General features: G+C 36.8%; 13 protein-coding genes. 6 read left to right on the top strand and 7 right to left on the bottom strand.

Translation table 11 applies throughout. The features are described 5' to 3' along the window. The first annotated feature begins 88 nt into the window (after nt 1-88). Nucleotides 89-1,252 carry a RelA/SpoT domain-containing protein gene (locus B9T35_RS10925; protein WP_086191151.1) on the top strand — a complete coding sequence of 388 codons (1,164 nt, stop codon included), beginning with the start codon at nt 89-91 and terminating at the stop codon, nt 1,250-1,252. A 60-nt stretch (nt 1,253-1,312) separates the two neighbouring features. Here the strand turns inward: B9T35_RS10925 and metH are convergent, their stop codons facing one another. Further along, nucleotides 1,313-5,005, bottom strand: a complete 3,693-nt coding sequence (gene metH, locus B9T35_RS10920) for a methionine synthase (protein ID WP_086191150.1) — start codon at nt 5,003-5,005, stop codon at nt 1,313-1,315. A gap of 461 nt (nt 5,006-5,466) precedes the next feature. Between metH and B9T35_RS10915 the strand changes: the two genes are divergently transcribed. Both B9T35_RS10915 and B9T35_RS10910 read left to right on the top strand, forming a co-directional pair. Then, nucleotides 5,467-7,092, top strand: a complete 1,626-nt coding sequence (locus B9T35_RS10915; RefSeq protein ID WP_086191149.1) for an inorganic phosphate transporter — start codon at nt 5,467-5,469, stop codon at nt 7,090-7,092. Nucleotides 7,093-7,265: 173 nt separating this feature from the next. Beyond that, nucleotides 7,266-8,591 carry a D-serine ammonia-lyase gene (locus B9T35_RS10910; RefSeq protein WP_086191148.1) on the top strand — a complete coding sequence of 442 codons (1,326 nt, stop codon included), beginning with the start codon at nt 7,266-7,268 and terminating at the stop codon, nt 8,589-8,591. A 298-nt stretch (nt 8,592-8,889) separates the two neighbouring features. Here the strand turns inward: B9T35_RS10910 and B9T35_RS10905 are convergent, their stop codons facing one another. The 4 genes from B9T35_RS10905 to B9T35_RS10890 all read right to left on the bottom strand — a co-directional run bounded on the left by B9T35_RS10905 (nt 8,890) and on the right by B9T35_RS10890 (nt 14,144). Further along, on the bottom strand, nt 8,890-10,431 hold the full coding sequence (locus B9T35_RS10905; RefSeq protein ID WP_086191147.1) for a hypothetical protein: 1,542 nt from the start codon (nt 10,429-10,431) through the stop codon (nt 8,890-8,892). Nucleotides 10,432-10,679: 248 nt separating this feature from the next. Continuing rightward, nucleotides 10,680-11,660: a formylglycine-generating enzyme family protein gene (locus B9T35_RS10900; protein WP_086191146.1), complete on the bottom strand. Its 981-nt coding sequence runs from the start codon at nt 11,658-11,660 to the stop codon at nt 10,680-10,682. After that, nucleotides 11,657-13,333: an arylsulfatase gene (locus tag B9T35_RS10895; RefSeq protein ID WP_086191145.1), complete on the bottom strand. Its 1,677-nt coding sequence runs from the start codon at nt 13,331-13,333 to the stop codon at nt 11,657-11,659. The genes B9T35_RS10900 and B9T35_RS10895 overlap by 4 nt, the downstream gene beginning before the upstream one ends. A gap of 190 nt (nt 13,334-13,523) precedes the next feature. Beyond that, a complete protein-coding gene (locus B9T35_RS10890) occupies nt 13,524-14,144 on the bottom strand; it encodes a rhomboid family intramembrane serine protease (protein WP_086191144.1) in 621 nt (206 codons plus the stop codon). 156 nt (nt 14,145-14,300) lie between these two features. On the opposite strand from B9T35_RS10890, the gene nfuA reads away from it, so the two are divergent. The 3 genes from nfuA (at nt 14,301) to B9T35_RS10875 (ending at nt 19,758) form a co-directional block, all read left to right on the top strand. Next, nucleotides 14,301-14,939 (top strand): Fe-S biogenesis protein NfuA, encoded by a 639-nt coding sequence (gene nfuA / locus B9T35_RS10885; protein WP_086191143.1) that lies wholly within the window; start codon nt 14,301-14,303, stop codon nt 14,937-14,939. Nucleotides 14,940-15,228: 289 nt separating this feature from the next. After that, nucleotides 15,229-17,448 carry a TonB-dependent siderophore receptor gene (locus B9T35_RS10880; RefSeq protein ID WP_086191142.1) on the top strand — a complete coding sequence of 740 codons (2,220 nt, stop codon included), beginning with the start codon at nt 15,229-15,231 and terminating at the stop codon, nt 17,446-17,448. Nucleotides 17,449-17,589: 141 nt separating this feature from the next. Further along, entirely contained in the window at nt 17,590-19,758 is a 2,169-nt protein-coding gene (locus B9T35_RS10875) for a TonB-dependent receptor domain-containing protein (protein ID WP_086191141.1), read from the top strand. A gap of 48 nt (nt 19,759-19,806) precedes the next feature. Here B9T35_RS10875 and B9T35_RS10870 read toward each other — a convergent pair whose 3' ends face one another. Both B9T35_RS10870 and B9T35_RS10865 read right to left on the bottom strand, forming a co-directional pair. Next, nucleotides 19,807-20,820: a hypothetical protein gene (locus tag B9T35_RS10870; RefSeq protein ID WP_086191140.1), complete on the bottom strand. Its 1,014-nt coding sequence runs from the start codon at nt 20,818-20,820 to the stop codon at nt 19,807-19,809. An 11-nt stretch (nt 20,821-20,831) separates the two neighbouring features. Next, complete coding sequence (locus B9T35_RS10865) at nt 20,832-21,866, bottom strand: alpha/beta fold hydrolase (protein ID WP_086191139.1); 1,035 nt, start codon at nt 21,864-21,866, stop codon at nt 20,832-20,834. Nucleotides 21,867-21,952 lie beyond the last annotated feature (86 nt).

Below are 21,952 nucleotides of genomic sequence, written 5' to 3'. Positions count from 1 at the left end.
CAACTGAAAAAATGAATATCTTTATATGGTTGTTAATTAAAAAGTATAAATATAAAATATAAGTAGTTCATTGTATTGATTGAAAAAAATGAGTAAAGCAAAACCTTATACGAGTGGTGATGTAAAAAGAGCAGGAATTGCTTTATTAGAAACTGAGTTAGATGATTCAAAATTAAATGACACACTAAATGTTTTGACATATTGGAGAAATGCACATGTTCAACCATTAAAACAAGCAGAACAATTATTATTACGATATATTTTTAAAGTTGATAAAAATGCATTCTTGGCTAAAAGGCTTAAAAGATTTGACTCGATACGAAAAAAATTAAATTATGCAAAAAATAAAAATCAACAAATTATGCAACTAACTAATGTTCAAGATATTGGTGGTATAAGGATTGTCGTCACAGATTTACGTAAACTTAAAAATATACAGAAAGTATTAATGAATGAGGTATGTTTTTATGAAAATGATAAATTAATTAAATTTGATAACTATATCGAAAAACCAAAAGTTAATGGTTATCGAGGTATTCATTTAATATCAAAGTTCTTTAATGAATATGGGGATAAGAGAAAAATTGAGATTCAATTAAGGACAAGGTTACAGCATAGTTGGGCAACAAGTTTAGAAATCATAGATTTATTTACACAGCAAAACTTAAAAAGTGATGATGGTGAACAAAATTTTTTAGACTTTTTTAGAGATGTTTCAAATCAATTTTCAATAATTGAGGAATCTGATTTTTTTATAAAAAATGATTCAGAACAGTTAACTAAGCAATATATAGAAAAGGTTTTAAAAAATAGAATTTTAATTAAAGAATGTATTCAGATACGTGATTTTTTGGGAAAATCGAATTCATTTGGGAAAACGATTGAGAAGAATTTTATTGATTATAGAAGCTTATTAGAAAGTGTAGAAAGTAAAATAACAAGTACTAAAAAGGGGTATGTGCTTTTAAGACTGAATACTATTAAAGGTAGTGTTGATCTTGAGTTTTTTAAACCCGAAGAATATTTACAAGCCACTCAACGCTACGCAGATTATGAAAAACTTTTATTAGAAAATAAAAGCTGGGTAATTGCTTTAGTATCTACAAATGCTTTAGGAGGGGTAAAAGAAGCTTACCCTAATTATTTTGCAGATTCACAATTATTCTTAAAGTATTTGGGACTTATTAAAATTGCTGCAAATTTAGCTGAGGTAAGTTTACATTCTTTAAAGAAAAATGAGTTAGCTGTTTAAAAAACCCCCTCACTTGAGGGGGTAGTTCCCCCTTTGAAAAAGGGGGTTAGCAGGATTTATTTAAGCATCAATCGAATCGTCTAAATTGGGTGCTAACCAACGTTTTGCTTCATCCATTGTCCAATTCTTACGTTTCGCATAATCATCCAATTGATCTTGAGAGATTTTACCTACGTTAAAATATTCAGACTGAGGGTTACTATAATAGAAACCGCTCACACTTGAAGGTGGCCACATTGCAAAACTCGTGGTCAGTTCAGTACCAATCTTGGCAGTTGAATCCAACCAATTAAACAAAGTCGCTTTTTCCGAATGTTCAGGACAAGCAGGGTAACCCGGTGCAGGACGAATCCCGACATACTTCTCTTTAATTAAATCTTCATTTGAAAGTTCTTCATTGGCTTGGTAGCCCCAGAACTCTTTACGAATACGCTCATGCAAATGTTCCGCAAAAGCTTCGGCAAAACGGTCACCTAAAGATTGCGCAAGAATGGCAGAGTAGTCATCACCTTTGGCTTTATATTCATGTGCCATTTCTTCTGCACCAAAAATGGAAACAGTGAAACCACCTAAATAATCCTGAGCTTGATCTGCTGTTGCCACAAAATCTGCCAAAGACAAGTTAGGTTTACCTGTAACTTTGTCTGATTGCTGACGAATATGTTCAAACGTATGCGTAACTGTTGAACGTGATTCATCACTAAAGACAGAGACAGAATCTGCAGCAACACGGTTGGCAGGGTAAAGACCAAATACAGCACGGGCATCAAAACGCTTATTTTGAATAATGTCTTTCAGCATTTCCTGCGCTTGGTTATACAAGTCAGTCGCAGCTTCACCGACAATTTCATCTTCTAGGATTTTTGGAAATTTACCTGCCAAACTCCACGAAATAAAGAACGGTGTCCAGTCAAAATATGGCACTAAAGTTTCAAGCGGGTAATTGGTCAGAACTTCTGTACCAATCAGTTTGGGTACAGCAGGCGCATTATTCCAATCAATCTTCAGACCATTTTCAATAGACTGAGCATAAGACAATTTCGCGGCTTTTGGTTGCTTGTTGGCAATACGTTCACGAACTTTTTCATATTCAGCACGTGTTTCTTCAACAAACTTAGGCTTCATTTCTTTAGAAAGTAAAGTGGTTGCAACGCCTACAGCACGTGAAGCATCAGCCACATAAATCACAGCATCATTAGAGTATTGTGGATCAATTTTGACTGCGGTATGTGCTTTAGATGTGGTCGCGCCACCAATCATGAGTGGTACATGGAAACCTTTACGTTGCATTTCTTTAGCAACAAAAACCATTTCATCTAATGACGGTGTGATTAAACCTGACAAGCCAATAATATCGACTTTTTCATCAATCGCTGTTTGTAGAATCTTTTCAGCAGAGACCATGACACCGAGATCAACAATGTCATAACCATTACAACCCAGTACAACGCCTACGATATTTTTACCAATATCATGTACGTCGCCTTTAACGGTTGCCATTAATACTTTACCTTTAGATTGGCTACCCGATTTTTCAGCTTCAATGTACGGGTTTAACCAAGCAACGGCTTGTTTCATCACACGGGCAGATTTCACCACCTGTGGTAAGAACATTTTACCTGAACCGAATAAATCACCGACCACGTTCATGCCGTCCATGAGTGGACCTTCAATCACGTCCAATGGGCGTGTTGATTTTAAACGGGCTTCTTCAGTATCCACATCAATAAAGGTAGTAATGCCTTTGACTAAAGCATATTCAAGGCGTTTTTCGACAGGTTGTTCACGCCACTCTAAATTTTCAACGGCTTTTTGTGCGCCTGCTTGACCACGGTATTGTTCTGCAACTTCAAGCAGTTTTTCAGTGGCATCTTGACCGCTTTCACCTTGATTCTGATTTAGAACAACATCTTCAACCGCAGCTTTCAGCTCTTTAGGAATATCATCATAAATCGCCATTTGCCCAGCGTTGACAATACCCATGGTCATGCCTTGTTTAATGGCATAGTACAAAAACACCGAGTGAATCGCTTCACGAACAGGTTCATTTCCACGGAAAGAGAATGATACGTTAGACACACCACCTGAAATCATGGCATTCGGTAGGTTTTGCTTAATCCAACCCGTTGCTTCAATGAAATCAACGGCATAGTTATTGTGTTCTTCAATCCCTGTTGCCACAGCAAATACGTTCGGGTCAAAGATAATATCTTCAGATGGATAACCAACATCATTGACCAAAACATCATAAGAACGCTTACAAATTTCACGCTTACGTGCTGCTGTATCTGCCTGACCTGTTTCATCAAACGCCATGACAATAATGGCTGCACCATATTGGCGACATAAACGTGCTTTATGTACAAACTCGTCATAACCTTCTTTTAAGGAAATGGAGTTCACAATCGGCTTGCCCTGAATGCACTTTAAGCCTTCTTCAATGATTTCCCATTTTGATGAATCCACCATAATTGGAACACGTGAAATGTCAGGCTCAGAAGCGATCAGATTCAAAAAGTGCACCATTGCACCTTGTGAATCGAGCATGCCTTCATCCATGTTGATGTCGATGATTTGCGCACCGCTTTCAACTTGTTGACGAGCAACATCTAAAGCTTCAGCAAAGTTTTCTTCACGAATGAGGCGCAGGAATTTTTTTGAACCTGTCACGTTGGTACGTTCACCGACATTTACGAACAGTGAATTATCATCAATGTTAAACGGCTCTAAACCACTTAAACGGCAAGCGGGTTTAATTTCAGGAATCTGACGTGGCTTAATGTCTTTGACTGCATGATAAATGGCACGAATATGATCAGGCGTTGTACCACAACAACCACCTGTAATATTAATCAGACCACTTTCTGCAAATTCTTTTAAAAATGCTGCTGTTTCTTCAGGGGTTTCGTCATAGCCACCAAAGGCATTGGGTAAACCTGCATTCGGATGTGCGGATACAAAAGTATTGGCAACATCAGACACCGTTTTAATGTGCGGACGCATTGCATCTGCACCCAGCGCACAGTTAAAACCAATGGATAATAAATCACCATGACGCACGGAGTTCCAGAAGGCTTCTGCGGTTTGACCTGTTAAAGTACGACCCGAAGCATCAGTAATCGTCCCTGAAATCATCAATGGTAATTCACGACCAAGTTGATTGAACACTTCTTTTACGGCAAAGATCGCAGCTTTACAGTTCAAGGTATCAAATACAGTTTCAATCAATAGAATATCTGCACCACCTTCAATTAGGGCGTGTGTAGCTTGAATATAATTATCTTTAAGTTCATCAAAAGTAATATTACGGAACGCAGGGTCATTCACATTCGGTGAAATTGAACAGGTTCTTGATGTTGGCCCGAGTACACCCGCAACAAAACGTGGTTTGTCTGGTGTTGAGTATTTTTCACAAGCCGCTTTGGCAATACGTGCAGCTTCGAAGTTAATCTCATGGACGAAATCTTCCATGTGATAGTCAGACATTGAAACACGAGTACCATTAAAACTATTGGTTTCAATAATGTCTGCACCAGCATCGAGGTATGCTTCATGAATGCCTTGAATAATCTGCGGTTGAGTCAATACCAAAAGGTCATTATTGCCTTTTAAGTCAGATGCCCAATCTGCAAAACGTTCACCACGATAATCGGCTTCTTCTAATTTGTGGCGCTGGATCATGGTTCCCATAGCACCATCAATAATCAGGATGCGTTTGGTAAGAAGCTCTTTTAGGGTGGCAAGTGTAGACATTCAAAACTCTCAGCAGGTTTTTAAAACGTGCGATATGTTAGCAGAATTCAGCATCGTTTTAATGAAATTCAACCATCTAAAGAAAAACAAAATATAAAACCGATGAAAGTTTATGCATTTAAGTTATTCATTAAAAATTTTAAAGTTTATTGTTTAAATGTTCATCAATTTGTCATAAATTCATTGCAAAATATGAACATATAAGTGCTTTGAGTTGTTATTTGATTAAAATATTTCAAAAATTATTACATGGTGATCTGTCACATTTTGTAAGCAAAGAAGATAATGAATTTTAATAAATATTTGTTTTTTATATTTATTATCTAAGTTTTTGCTGTGAAGGTCACTCAAAGATAAAGGTGAATCATCGGAAATTCCCCTTTATATAAGATACATTTGTCATATAATTGTCACAATTTAATTGAACAATAAGGGGATTTTATCATCCTCTTACCGTCTGCATGAATTCTAATCTTCCTCCCGTTTCAGATTCTGCACAATCGTCGACAGCAACGAAATCGACGAACGTTCATGTGCCAACACCGAAATATTTTATGCCGGTGTTTTTAACGATCATTGTTGCAACACTTATTTATATTGGTGTGCAGGTCAATGCTGATCTTGCACACGTTCCGCCTTTGAGCCTTTATTCTGTCATTCTTTTAGCGACAGCTTTGTTTATTGCCTTAGGCTTTGAATTTGTAAATGGTTTCCATGACACTGCCAATGCAGTGGCTACGGTGATTTATACCAATGCTCTCCCAGCGCCAGTCGCAGTGATGTGGGCAGGATTTTGTAATTTTCTCGGTGTAATGGTTGCCAGTGGTGCAGTTGCATACGGCATTATTGCTTTACTGCCTGTTGAATTAATTATGAATGTCGGCAGTGGTGCAGGTTTTGCCATGGTTTTTGCCATGCTGATTGCTGCGATTCTGTGGAATTTGGGCACTTGGTTCCTTGGCATTCCTGCATCAAGTTCGCACACTTTAATCGGTTCGATTTTAGGTGTGGGCATCATGAACTACCTTTTGCACTCTTCAAGTGGTGCAAGTGGTGTAGATATGGATCAAGTCATTAAAGTGGGTAAAGCATTATTGTTTTCTCCTTTAATTGGTTTTGCCTTTGCTGCAATTGTGTTCCTGTTGGTTAAAAAGGTTTTTAAGAAACAAGTTGAATTGTTTCAGCCACCTGAAGGCAATAAACCACCACCACCATTAATTCGTGCAATTCTTATTTTCACTTGTACAGGTGTCAGTTTTGCACATGGTTCAAATGATGGTCAGAAAGGCATGGGTTTAATCATGTTGATTTTGATTGGTTGTGTACCTTTGGCATATTCTTTAAATAAAAGTTTAGATCAAACACACTTACAATCATTCTCACAATTGTCTGATCAAACTGCGACGGCAATTTATGCAAACCATACTGATATTTCGGATGCTCAAGCACGAGATACGATTACAAAATACATTCAAACCAAAGAGTTAAATCCGCAAGTTGTACCTGCTTTGGCGAGTTTGACCGATCACTTAGGTGAGCGTGTAGGTAAGTATGGAAATTTGAAAGATATTCCAGAAGCAGAAGTTTCTTCACTTCGAAATGACATGTACTTAAGTACAACTGCATTTAAGCGTTTGGATAAAGCTGAAAAACTGCCAAAAATGACGGAAGATCAAGCTAAAGTCGTGAAAGATTATCGTAAGAACTTAGATTCATTCTTACAGTATATTCCGACATGGGTAAAAGTAGCGGTTGCTTTGGCACTTGGTTTAGGAACAATGGTCGGTTGGAAGCGTATTGTTGTGACTGTAGGTGAGCGTATTGGTAAACACCATATGACTTATGGACAGGGTATGTCTGCTGAATTGGTGGCAATGACAACGATTGCAGCAGCGGATGGGTTTGGTATGCCAGTATCTACAACACACGTACTGAATAGTGCGGTTGCGGGTACGATGGTTGCGAACAGATCAGGACTCAATTTTGCAACAGTGAAGACCATTCTTTCAGCATGGATTTTCACTTTGCCTGCAACCATTTGTTTATCTGGTGGATTGTATTGGTTGTTCTTACAATTTGTTGGTTAATCCTTCTAGAATGTATTGAAAAGGTCGCAATAGCGACCTTTTTTACGCCCTTAACTTTTATCTAAAAAGAAAGTTAAAACTAGTTATAAGATGTTTTCTAAGACGATATAAAAATATCAAGTTTTTTGTTAATGTAAGCTTAATTCATTCTTATTTGATGTAGCTGCCTTTTTATGACCACGTTGAATCTGCAATCTCTACAACACGACCCTTTGATTCAGTCCTTACAACGCTATCAAGAAATTTTTTGGTTTAAACCTGAGCGTTATTCAATTGATGTTGGATTGGCTCAAGTCGGCTTAACTTTACAAGATGTGGAAGATGCAGAAGCACGTCTTAGTCGTTTTGCTCCTTATCTGGCACAGGTATTTCCAGAAACACGGCGTACATTCGGAAAAATTGAATCAGAATTGGTTCATATTCCAACAATGCAAAAAACATTATCTGAACCATTACAACGAGAACAAAGTGGTGCATGGTACTTAAAAAAAGACAGTCATTTGCCTATTTCTGGCTCGATTAAAGCGCGCGGTGGCATCTACGAAGTTCTTGCACATGCAGAAAAACTAGCCTTACAAGCAGGCATTTTGAAGTTGGATGATGATTATCGTCAATTGGATTCTGATAAGGCACGTGAGTTTTTTCAAGATTACCAAATTGCAGTGGGTTCAACGGGAAATCTTGGACTGTCGATTGGGATTATGAGTGCTCAACTGGGTTTTCGTGTCAGCGTTCATATGTCTGCGGATGCACGACAATGGAAGAAAGACAAACTACGTGCATTAGGTGTTAATGTTGTCGAATATGCGAGTGATTATGGTGTTGCGGTTGAAGAAGGGCGCAAAGTTGCAGAGCAAGATCCGAATTGTTTTTTTATTGATGATGAAAACTCTACAACCTTATTTTTAGGTTATGCCGTTGCAGGTTTAAGACTTAAACAGCAATTGATTGAACAACAGGTCCAAGTTGATGCTGATCATCCACTTTTTGTTTATTTACCTTGTGGAGTTGGTGGTGGACCGGGTGGTGTTACATTTGGTTTGAAGTTGGCTTTTGGTGAGCATGTACATTGTATTTTTGCCGAGCCAACGCATTCGCCATGTATGTTGTTGGGTATTTATACAGGTTTACATGATCAGATTGCTGTGAATGATATTGGGATTGATAATAAAACGGTAGCAGATGGTTTAGCTGTAGGACGACCATCAGGTTTTGTTGGGCGGGCAATGGAAAAGCTCATCGATGCTTATTATAGTATTGATGATCAACGCTTATTCAATTTAATTGCTTTATTGAACCAAACTGAAAATATTCAATTAGAACCTTCAGCCGTTGCAGGAATGATGGGACCTATTCATATACACAATCAACCTGAATACTTGGAACTCCATCAGATTTCAATGAGACAATTGGCTCAAGCGACCCATATTGTTTGGGCAACAGGTGGAGGTATGGTTCCTCAAGATGAGATGCAAAAATACTTATCTTTAGGGATTTAAATATCAATAGACCTAGGGATAAAGTAGAGAAATAAACAAAATTTTATAAGTGAAAATGATATTTGGTTAAGATTGAATGTTCCTTCTCCCTTTGGGAGAAGGTTAGAATGAGGGTGAATCAAAAAAATTATCCTCTCCCTAACCCTCTCTTTAAAAAGAAGAGGGGGGACATCCATTATGTACAAATATTGATTAAAATCTGACTTATGCAAGAGATCTGATATTGATTGAATTAAAATTTGTCAAAATTATAAAAAGCCAGTGAATCATTCACTGGCTTTTCACTGAAAGCAAACTGTTACTTTTTCAGTATTTTATGCAAAGGCAATTTATCTGTCGCAAAACCATAAATAGCAGCAAAAGGCAGGGCAGTACGTGCTAAATAAGCAACACGCCATAAGCCTCCATGATTCGCACCTTCCATCATCAGCTCTAAAGGATGATTCATTGTGGTTTCAGGGTTTGCCACTGATTTTGGATTACGTAAATCGTGCACCCATAATGCCGCCATAATCGCATTGGTAGTTTCAGGTTTAAATGCCTCGACATCAAATAAATTTGCACCATTAAATGCAGCTTTGAGTAATGGATTCTTGGTTACAGAATGGGTAGTGGTTGAGGGTGCAATATTGATACTGACACGTTGACCTTGATGACGAGCTAAAGTCGCACGCCATTGTTGAATTCGTTTTGCTAAGGCGTAATTCGGTCCTTGTTCAACCACAAGACAATCTGCAATACCATATGCTTGACCATTATCAGAACTGATCAGTTTTTGGTTATTGTCTTTAAAAAATTGCCTCATGGATATTGTTGAAATACCTTTACTTAAAAGCTTTTCAACTTTTGACCGCTGTTGAAATTTTTCAGTTGATCCTTCAATGACTTCTTTGGGTACAGCATAAACATCGGTTGGAGTACACATATACATGAGAGAAGAATCAGGTTTTTGCGCACTGATATAACTCATAATACTGTCCATTGCTACGGATACACGCACATGCTTTTCACCATCTAAATAGGCAATTGCAGCCAAATCTAGTTTATGTGGATTCTGAGCAAGCCAATGTGTAATTTCTGGAATTTGAGTGAGTAGATTTGCACCGAGTTTAGTTTTTAAAATCTCAATGGGAGTGTCTTCAGCTAAGTTTTCCAGACAAGGCGCATATAAAGTGGCATTGCCTTGTTGTACTGTATTTAAAATTCTTTCCCAAACCTTTTCATTGGCTAAGTCAATTGCCACAATATTGGCTTTCCATTTAGCTAACCATGTGAGCGGTCCTGCTTCTGAACCTGCGCCAAATAGCACCATTGTACGATCTGATAAATCAAACCATTCGGGATGCGCATTGACCTCACGTAAAGCCTGCGCATGACTGGGTTCAATAATACCCGTATCTTGCCATTTTTGAATTTGATTAAGCAGTGATTGACCTTGAAGTTTTTGCCCATGATAGGGAACATACCATTCAGGTTCAGCCTGACTTTGCCCTTGTACTTTAATGCTATAGAGCTTTGCAATTCCAGAAAGCTCCATCACATCTTTTAATAAATACTTTTGTCCTTCACGATAAAACTCAAAACTATTTTGTGCTTTGTGTAAGCCTTGTTTAGCAATGGTAATGGGGTTGTTGACTGAACGAATACCTTGAGTTACAAGCGCTTTAAAATAACGAGGATAATTTTTACGCCAGTTCTTTTCTTCTAATGCTTGCTGAGAGCTTTGATGATCAACAATGGATAAAGCTTCTGAGATGATTTCTTTGCCAATCGTGGACGTACTGGGCTTTCCTGTTGTAGGATCGATAAGGAATTGTAAACCATCTAATGAATTGGACATGCGAAATCTCTCGTTTTATTTTTGCATTAATATACAGATGTATACATTATCTATGCCAAGTTAAGCTTTGGGTTGGCATTAACTTCCAAAATTGAATCATTTTGTTTAAGGATGTTTTAAATTGAGAATGAATATTGTGAATCAAGCCTCTTTATTTAACTTTGGAGGAGAAAAATAAAGAGAAAGCAATAATGATACTGAATGTTTATAGCACGTCAAAATGCACATCTCAGTTTTTAGCCTTAGTATTAATTTTTAGAAATTGTTCTAAATCCCACATGTGATGTCGCTAAATCAAGCTCTTGAGGATGACGACTACTTGTTCTAAATCTTGCACAATAATTATTGGCACATAAAAATGAACCGCCTTTTATAACAAAGGTTTGAGCCTGAATAGGTTGATGACGTAAATGTTGATAATCTCCCATATGCTGATCATGTGCACCAGTGTATGGCGAAGTTGTCCATTCCCAAACATTCCCAATCATGTCGTAAAGTTTGAATGAATTGGCTGGAAAGCACCCAACGGGTGCAACATCTTTAAATTGATCTTGATTTAAATTTTGAAAAGGAAACTCACCCTGCCAATAATTTGCGACTGGATGATCTGCATTTTTAGGCTCATCATGCATTGCAACATCATGCTGAGTATTGGCCTTTGCGGCATATTCCCATTCTAATTCCGAAGGCAATTGATGGTTTAACCAGACGGCATAATGTTCAGCATCATTTTTTGTCACGTACCGTACTGGTTCAGCAAGATTAAGGTGTTGTCCATTTCGCCCATAAGGTGACTTCCATGTATAACCTGATTTTAATTGCCACCATTGTTGAGGATTCTTAATATCAGGGCTAAAAACAGCGGCTTCATTTTGCTTTTCTGCATCAGTAATATAATGTGTGGCTTCAACAAATTTTTGAAATTGCGCAATAGTGACTTCAGTTTGGTCTATCCAAAAGCCTTGTACAGATCTTTGTTTTTTGCCAAAGTTAATTTCATCTGGATAAGCAAGGTCTGAACCCAAATTGAATGAACCTGATGGAATCCACACCATACCCGCATGTTTGTCTTTTAACCAGTTTTCTGGAAGCCCTGAATACTTTTTGCAATTTTGAATGTTACCAAGTTTTAATTCATTGAATTGCACATTTTCTGGCTTGGCGTTTGAGAAGTGACAGCCTGCGATAAGCAAGCTGCAACTCATCCATAAGATATTTTTCAATCTCATTGTTTATATTCCAAGACACCATTTTGTTGCGTATATTTTTTATAGACTTCGGCGAGTTTACTTACTTGATCAGGATAGACATCTGCTAAATTATTTCTTTCACCGCGATCATCTTTAATATTATAAAGTTCCCATTTACCTGTGCCTAAATTTGCATTCGCTTGTAAGGCAATTTTCCAATCTCCTTGTTTGGCATATTTATTACCATGAAGTTCATCTGCAAAGCTGAAATCGACAGGCCGAATGGTTTTACTTTTATTTTCGAGTGTCGGTTTCCATGAGTAGCCAGTAGGATTATTAATCTGACGCCCTTTATATTGATCTTTGGGTACAGCAATATTTGCATATTCAAGTACGGTTGGAAGTATATCTAAAACAGATGCAAATCCATGATATTTAGCTTCTGAACCTTTTTGATTTGGAAGTTTCACAATAGCAGGAGCTGTCGTACCTCCTTCACCTGCGGTTCCTTTCCATAAGTGGAAGGGGGTTGTACTGACTTCTGCCCAACGTGGGCCAATGAATGTGTAGGAGTTTTCTGTACCTAGACCATTCAGTGAGTTATCGACTTGAGCCTCTGCATTAGCGCTACCAGCAGAGCCTTCTGCACCATTATCAGAAACAAAAAAGATTAAAGTATTTTCATATTGACCAGTGGCTTTTAAATGCTGAATAATTCGACCAATGTTATAATCTAAATTTTCAACCATACCAGCATAAATTTCCATTTTTCGGGCTTCAATAGCTTTTTGCTCGGCTGTTAATTCATTCCATTTTCCTGATTGAGCAGGGGCATTTTGACTATCAATAGGAATAGCAGCCGAAAAATTATTCGGTATGATTCCCAGTTGTTTTTGTTTTGCTAAGCGTGCTTCACGAATCGTATCGTATCCAACATCATAAACGCCTTTGTATCTGTCACTAAAAGCCTTTGGAGCCTGTATCGGCCAATGTGGGGCAGTATATGCAGCATAAGCAAAGAAGGGTTGTTTAGAGTTTTTATCGCTGTCTAAATATTGTAATAATTTATCGGTGTAATAGTTGGTAGAAAAATAATCATCAGGTAATTTTGCAATTGGAACGTCTTGACCATCTTCGGTATAAGTTGCATTACGTTTATAGCCGATTGGTGCTTGTTTATAATGTAAATCAAAGCCTTGTAATAGTGTAAAAGAATGACCAAAACCTTTTACATGCGCATTAGTTTCAGGGGTTAAACCGAGATGCCATTTACCACTAATATAAGTTCTGTAGCCATTATCATGCAGTACTTCAGCAAGAGAAAGCGAACGGTTGTTTAAATAGCCTTCATATCCCGGTTGCCCTTTGAGGTGTGCGGGTATAAGTTCAGCCATTGAGCCAATTCCAGCTTGATGATGGTCTGTTCCTGAAAGGAGTTGGGAGCGTGTAGGAGAGCAAGTTGGTGCTGTATGGTAATCAGTTAATATACGACCTTCATTGGTTAACGCATCTAAATTAGGCGTATGAATTTCACCTCCAAAAGCCCCTAAGTCCGAGTAACCTAAATCATCAGCCATAATAAAAAGGACATTTGGTTTTTGTGGTTCTAAAACTTGAGTATTACTTTCTTGAGAATCACTGTCGTTACACCCAGTTAAATAGAAACTAAAGAGTGCGATAGAAATAGCGGTCACTAGGTTTTTTCTTTTCATGTAAATGATCTAATTCGAAATTTTGTCTTAGATTAAAAGATCATTTTTATATAAATAAATAATTAAATCAGCATTCTTATACATAATTTTTACTGAGTATTTATTTTTATATTCGTATATTAAAAATGAATAAAAAGAAAAGTTTAATTTAAACTTTTCTTTTTGAGGTGAATTGTTGAGTATGCTTTATTTAAAAGGGTAATTGGCTCAGTTGCTGTAAGAAATGAGGCAGCATACGAGGTTCAATAATGATGGTCATAATAACACCATAAGCAGCTCCCCAAAGATGAGCACTATGATTTACATTACTATTGTTCTTTTTACCTGACCAAATGCTATAACCAACATATAACACTGCAAAAATAATGGCAGGAACGGGAATGAAAAAGACGAAAATAAGCTTCCACGGTTGAAATAAAATGTAGGCGAAAAGCACAGCAGAAACTGCACCTGAAGCACCTAAACTTGCCCAATGCGTATCATTTTTATGTTTTAAATAACTCGGTAAAATAGCGACAATTAAACCGCCTAAATAGAACAAAATGAAGCCCATATCAAAAAGGTATTGGCGATAAAAACTTTCAATGACACTACCAAAGAAAAATAGGGTGATCATATTGAAGAGTAGGTGCGTACCATCAGCATGAATAAATCCATGCGTAATAAATCGATCGTATTGGCTACGTTGTGTAATTGCAGGTGGCCAAAAGATAAGACGATCCATTAACTTTCGATTACTAAACGCAATTAAGGAGATGATGACAGTAATAATTATAATACTAACAGTATGATTAAAAGGTAAACCCAGCATAAAAAGCCTTAATAAAAAAGCAAAAATGATGAGACATCATGCCATTATTTTGCATAAAGAATGAACTTTTTTATTAATTCCGACAATTTTAGTTGATTTTTACTCAAAGCCCCTCATCTTCAGTTAAAATAGCAACTTCAGCTTGAGGATAATGATATGTCGACTGAGAACATCAACACTGCAGTTGCAGATGAAATTCCAAATTTATTGATTACACCAACTGGACAAGAGTATTTATTTGATTTGCTTTCAAAACAAAATACTCCTGGCATTGCTGTACGTATTTTTGTGGAAAATGCAGGAACGCCGCGTGCTGAATGTTGTATGGCATATAGTGCCCCTGAAGAAGTTATTCCAACAGATTACAAACAAGATTATCCAGATTTTGCCGCTTATATCGATGCACCATCTATTCCTTACTTAAAAGATGCTGTGATTGATTACAATAAAGATCGCTTTGGTGGTCAGCTAACTTTCCGTGCCCCTAATTCTAAAGTGCCACGTGTTGGACCAGATGCATCTATTGAAGAACGTATTACTTACATTCTTCAAGCAGAAATTAATCCCGGTTTAGCAGGACATGGCGGTAACTGTGCTCTTGTTGAAGTGGAACAAGATGAAGAACATGGCTTAACTGCAGTCCTTAAATTTGGTGGTGGTTGCCAAGGTTGTTCAGCGATTGACGTGACTTTGAAACAAGGTGTTGAAACCACTTTGAAACAACACATTCCTGAATTAGGTCGTGTGGTTGATCAGACTGACCATAGTCAGGCTGAAGGTGCATACTTTAAATAAGTATTCACTCTGTAATCAAAAAACCTCCTGGATTGGAGGTTTTTTTATGTGAGAATGTAAATATTGATTAAAAAAAATCAAAATAAAAAAATTATTAAAATTAAATTTAGCTTAAAAAATCCTTAAATAATAAGAAGAAAGATCAGTTTATTTGAATATTTTTAGATTAAAATGATAAATTCTAATGAGAATTATTATCAACACTAATTGCAATAGTATTTATATTTGTTACACTGTGTAAATAAATCTTCCATATTTATTCATAACTTAGCCACTTTGGACTACCAGAATGTCAAATCGTATCATCCAATCAGTGTTATCACTTTCTGTATTCACCTTGATGTTAGGGGTAACTCAAGCTGCAAATTCACAAGAAAATTCAAGTGAAAATACAGCCATTAATCAAGATCCAGTAAAGTTACAAACAATGGTCATGACTGCAGAAGAACAATTGAAGCAATCATTGGGTGCATCCATTATTACGGAAGAGGATTTAGACAAATTACCTGTTGCAAATGATATTTCAGAATATTTACGTCGTATGCCTGGTGTGAACTTGACAGGGAATAGTGCAACAGGACAACGTGGTAATAATCGTCAGATTGATATTCGTGGTATGGGACCCGAAAACACACTTATTTTGATTGATGGCAAACCTGTAAATTCACGAAATTCAGTTCGATTCGGTTGGCGTGGAGAGCGTGATACACGTGGCGATACGAATTGGGTACCTGCGGATGCAATTGAGTCAATAGAAGTACTCCGCGGTCCAGCGGCAGCTCGATATGGTTCGGGTGCAATGGGTGGTGTTGTAAATATTAAAACAAAAAAAGTGACCAATGAAGTTCATGGTTCAGTTGAGCTTTATACCAGTCAGCCTGAAAACTCAAAAGAAGGCGCTTCAAGCCGAGTTGGTTTTAATCTAAGTGGTCCAATTGCTAAAGATGTTTTGTCGTATCGTCTGTTTGGTAATTTTAATAAGACAGATTCAGATGCAGCGGATATTAATCCTTTAGTCAATGGTTCACGTGCAGCAGCGCGTGAAGGTGTTGAGAATAAAGATATTGCTGGACGTTTAGCATGGCAAATGACAGATCAGCAAGTTTTACTCTTAGATGTGTCATCAGGTCGTCAAGGCAATGAATATACTGGGGATACTCAAAACAGTAACTATGATGCATCGAATGGTGAAGCTACCGATGATAAAACGATACTGCTTAATAGTTTATTGGGTACAGAAACCAATGTGATGTATCGAGATAGTTATGCTTTAACCCATGAAGGTAAATGGGGTTGGGGAGACAGTAAACTCGTTGCTCAATACGATAAAACGAAGAATAAACGTTTAAAAGAAGCACTTGCAGGAGGACCTGAAGGTAGTATTAGTTCTGCGGATGATCGTCCAACATCTAATTTAGAAACATTACGTTTTAATGCCGAAGCAACAATTCCTTTTGATTTTGTGAGAGCTCAATCCCTGACCATTGGTGCAGAATGGGTTGAAGATGATTTTACTGATACAGCAAATACAACGCAGGCAGATAGCTCAGGTTTAGTTGATTTACCATCAGATCGAACCAGTATGAGTTCACGTATTGCTTCAGCATATTTAGAAGACAATATTAAGGTGACGGATTCGACCGATGTTGTTTTAGGTCTACGTTTTGATGATCATTCAAAATCTGGTTCGAACTGGAGCCCAAGTTTTAATATTACCCAGAAATTAGGCGATTACTTTACTTTAAAAGGTGGGATTGCGAAGGCGTATAAAGCACCGAATATGTACCAAAATGCGGATGGCTACTTACTCTTTACCCGTGGTAATGGATGTCCTGATAGCACAGCGACAGCATCAGGAAGTTGTTATTTAATTGGCAACCCAAATTTAAAACCTGAAACATCAATTAATAAAGAATTGGGTATTCAATTTGAAAAAGACAATGTGAATGCAAGTTTAGCTTGGTTCCGTAATGATTACGAAGACAAAATTACTTCTGGTGATGAAGTTGTTGGTACGACTATTGTCGGTGGAACCACTTATCATTTATTGGAATGGGTCAATATTCCTAAAGCCTTGGTACAAGGGGTTGAGGGCAGTGTAAGTTTAGATTTTGGTAATATCAATTGGACCAATAATTTCACTTATATGATTGATTCAGTCAATAAAAGTACGGGTAATCCACTTTCATTAGTACCGAATTACACCATTAATTCGATCTTTAATTATGATATTACAGATCGTTTAGATGCGAATTTTGTATACACACAATATGGTCGTCAAAAACCACGTCAATTTGCTGAAACACGTAATACAACTTTAAATACTGAAAGTGTGAAGAGTTATAGTGTTGCAGGTATTAATTTTGGTTATAAATTTAATGATCAGATGAGTGGTCGTTTAGGTGTAAGTAACTTGTTTGATGAGCAAATATTACGAGATACGTCTGCGAACCAAACATATAATGAACCTGGTCGAGCGTATTATGCTTCTTTAAAATATTCGTTCTAATACATAGTTAAGATAAAAGAAAGGCGCATTAAGCGCCTTTTTTGTTAAACATAATGATAATCATTTGCATTAAGTGGGGGTTTTATGTAAGATCTTGTTCGAAAATCTTCATAATTCATTCATAATTTAGGCACTAAGATAATGAAACATCATTTTTCTAAATCATTATTAGCATCTACAATTTTTGTAAGCATGTTGGGGCATGCTGCATCAACCAGTATTTCTACTGATATGCAGCCATTTACAACCACACCAACTAAATTGGATACGCTTGTTGTAACTGCAAGTAGTCAAGCTGTGGATGTAAGAGAAGCACCAGCTTCTATTTCTGTAATTACTGCAGAAGAAATAGAGAAAAGACCCGTTGCTAGTTTGGCTGATCTATTAAAAAGAATCCCAGGAGTCACAGGCGGTTTAAGCACCAATGGTGATGGGTCTAAAATAAAATTGCGTGGTTTACCTGACAATTACACGCTTATTTTAATTGACGGAAAACGCATAGGTTCATCACGAGATACAAATTATCGACCAGATTTAGGCCGTCAAGATTTAAATTGGATTACTCCAGATATGATTGAACGTATTGAAGTCGTTAGAGGTCCAATGTCATCGCTCTACGGTTCAGATGCTATGGGGGGAGTAATTAATATTATTACAAAGAAAATTCCAGATCATTGGGGCGGGAGTGCAACATATAATTATACTCAGCCCACGACTTCGGGTGATCGAGGGAGGACATTTCAAATAGGTGCAATGATTAGCGGACCTATAAGTGACAATGTAGGTTTAAGATTAAATGCTAGCCAGATTAGGCGTGAAGCTGATCGAAATTATACGGTCTTTTCACCACCGCGCGGTGGTGATGCTGATTTGAATCAGGTTAATGGTGCATCAGGTTATGTGAACAGTAATTTTGGCACACAAGTAAATTTCAAACTAAATGATCAGCATGATTTATCCTTAGAGGCACGTTATGGTGTTGAAAAAAATTTAAAAGCGGAAGGTATTACAACGATAAATGCGGGTACAGGGGCAACAACAGGAACAAATACATCATTAAACTGGGGTTCAGATAAATTAGAAACACATGGTTATACTGCTTCTTGGGATGGAAATTGGGGTAAGGACATTAACTCAAAATTATCAGCATATTATAATGACTATGACCAGTCAGGAGAAGGTTTGACAGCAGAGTCAAATGAAAGTGTTGTTGAAGGACAAGTGAGTATTCCATTTAAATTATGGATTCCAAATCAATTAAGTTTTGGTGGTCAATGGCGCCGTTCAGAACTGAATAATACGAATACTATTGGAACACCAATTAAAGATGCTAATGGTAATTTAGTACCGAGTTATGACGGTTCTAATTATACAGGTACTTCAAAGTTGGATGGTTCTACTTGGGCACTTTTCCTTGAAGATACTTTAGAGTTAACTGAAAAAGTTAAACTTACATTAGGAAATAGATTTGATCATGATGATAAATTTGGTGATCACAATAGTCCACGTGCTTATTTAGTTTATTTACCATCGGATGATTGGGCGATTAAAGGTGGTATAGCAAGTGGTTTTCGTGCACCAACAATTAAAGAAAGTACAGCAGGAGCAGCAACTCAGTCTGGTGGTAATGGTTGTAATAGCTTAAAAGGAAAAGTTTGGATAGATCCTAAAGATGGTTCTAAAAATACTTATACGACTGGTTCATGTTACATGGCAGGTAATGCTAATTTAAAGCCTGAAGAAACGACCAATTATGAAATAGGTGTAACTTATACAGGTTATGATACTAATATTAATCTAACTTACTTCTATACTGATTTTGAAAATAAAATTGATTATTATGCACTTGGTCAATTTAATGGTGTGTGGTGGACTCAATTACAGAATGTTCAAAAAGCGAGAACAGAAGGTCTAGAGTTTAGTGCTACTTTGCCACTACATGAGCGTTTAACATGGACAAATACAGCGACTTATTTCTTAGAAGCTAAAAACTTAGACACTGGTGCGGCATTAATTAATACACCTGAGTTAACTGCGACATCGTCACTAAATTTTCAAATCTCAGAGCCATGGGCGATCAATTTATTGGCTGAATATACTGGAAAACAATTCACAACTGACGTCACAAAAGATACAACTTTGCAGAAAGCGCATACAATTTTTGGTATTGCAACCAACTATAATATTAATGAATCTATGGTGGTACGTGCTGGTATTAATAATATATTGAATAAAAAATTGGCAAGAAGCACTTCAAGTTATTATTTAGAAGGGCAAGCTGCATTTGTGGGAATGACGTATAAGTTTTAATTTTAGAAATTAAATGTATTGTTACTTTTAATACTAAAGAAAGGCGCTTTAAACGCCTTTTTCTATTTGCGTAAACACAGCTTGAGCTTTTTCAGAATAATAGAATTTTTCTAAATAATAGCGAGCTCTAGTTTTTAAATGTTGAGAAGAGAGCATATTTTTAATGACTGGCTCAAGTAGTGCCTGTAACTCATTTTGAACCAATGTCTCATCAATATTTAAATCACGTAAGAGTAAATCAAAATTACGTTCTTGATTACGAACGTACCAAGCATATACGCCGTCATGTACTTGTTTTTTTAAATAATCAGTTTGACGAAGATGCTCCCAAACCTCATGACCTAAGCCGACAGTTTTAGGTAAATCTTTTACTTCGACATAATTACGTAAGGTTGAAAGTGGCACTTTCTTAATTTTATGCCATAAATTGGCTTGAAAGTGGTAGAGCTTATTATCATCAAACTGCTGGTTTAAAACTTGTTCACTTAATTGACTAATTTTAATGATATTTTTCTGTAAATAGTGTTTGACGGTATCATCAAGATTAGTATCTGTAACGGATTCTAAAACAGATTTCCCCATTTTCATAAAGCGTCCGACGCCAAGCACTTTTTTATTCATCACAGAGTTATCAATATAATCTTGAATAGAATGATGAATCAGTTGCGTCAGCATTGTTGAAAAAGAAGGATTATTTACAATTTGTTTAATTAAAGCTTGGCGATGAGCACTTTTACTCGCTACGTATAATGCAATTTTATCAATAGTGGTAACAGGAATAATATCTTCAATTTTCGTATCATCATTAACAGGGTGAATCAGTGCAAAACGAATATGTTCAGCAATTTGCTCAATCAAAAAATGGCTTGCAGGTGTTGCTAAACTTTGCTTTTGAATCAAATGATTGATTTGCTCAAAACTCCAAATATCTTGCAAACTTTGTTTTCTGAACCAATGATAAAACTGCAAAAATTCAGTTTGAATGGTTTTAGATTGAGAAAACTCTTCATCTAAAAACTCTAAATGAGCTTCAATCAGCTGTTCTATATATGGCATGCTCATAATCAATTTCTCTATTTATTGCTTTTCTGATCAGATAGCGAGTTTTTTTGAAGTTGAGTTTGATTTAAAAATGCTAAGTAACTTTCAACCACACGTTCAGGCGCTTCTAAAATAGGTACATGACCCACATTATTCAAAATAACAGGTGTTTCAGCATGTTTTAAAGTCGATTTTAACTCTTGTGCAACTTCAACGTTCACAATCTGATCTTGCTTACCCCAAATAATTAAAGTCGGTGCTTCAATATTACGAATCATTTTAGCAAAAGATTGCGGCGTATAAAGCTTATTTAGCTCATTTAATTGATTGATAATCTTAGATGTTTCTTGAGCTTGAGAAATTAAAAGCCTTTCTTGTTCTTTTTTTATAATGCTTGGAATAAACGGTGGGTTATACATGACTTTTCGATAAACGAAATCTAAGTCACCCGCTTGTGAAACAATCAGTTGTTTCAGATAAACAGGATTTTTTAAGTAATTGGTATTATTACTTTGGAAAAGTCCACCTGTGCTGATGAGTGCTAAACTTTGAGTATCAAAAGGGTATTGTGATGCATAAAACATTGCAATTGAACCGCCCAATGAATGACCTGCAATATTTAAATTATTTTGAATATGTGCTGCTTCAACAAAACGGCGCAATTGTTCCGTCACATTCGGCACTGAAAGGTCAAAATTAGCTGGAACTTGAGTACTTCCCGTCGAAGGTAAATCAGGAATAATCACATGATAATAAGGGGTAAGTGATCTCGCAACCTGATTCCATGAATCACGGCTACTGGCTAAACCATGAATTAATAAGATGGTGGGTTTATTGGCTTGGCCACCTTCACTATAAGACCAAACAACATCTCCAACTCTTAATGTTTTAGTGCTTAGACCTGCCCATGCTCGTTCTTCTTGTAATATTTTAGAATAATCAGCAGTTTCTATTGTTCCTGTCGCCGCCTGACTGGTCGTGCTAAAAAGTAAGGTACCTGATGTCGATATGCTAAGGGCGATAGTCATTAAAACTTGAAGAAATTTTCTTTTGAGCAGTGGTGTCATGCAACATCTTCCTTAAAACGGTCAGCCATTATATAAAAGGCAAAAGATTATTCCTGATTTGATTTTGTTCGGACTTGCATTTTTTA

The sequence above is a fragment of the Acinetobacter sp. ANC 3832 genome (assembly GCF_002135415.1).
Taxonomy (GTDB): domain Bacteria; phylum Pseudomonadota; class Gammaproteobacteria; order Pseudomonadales; family Moraxellaceae; genus Acinetobacter.
This window is presented reverse-complemented; position numbering and strand designations above follow the sequence as displayed.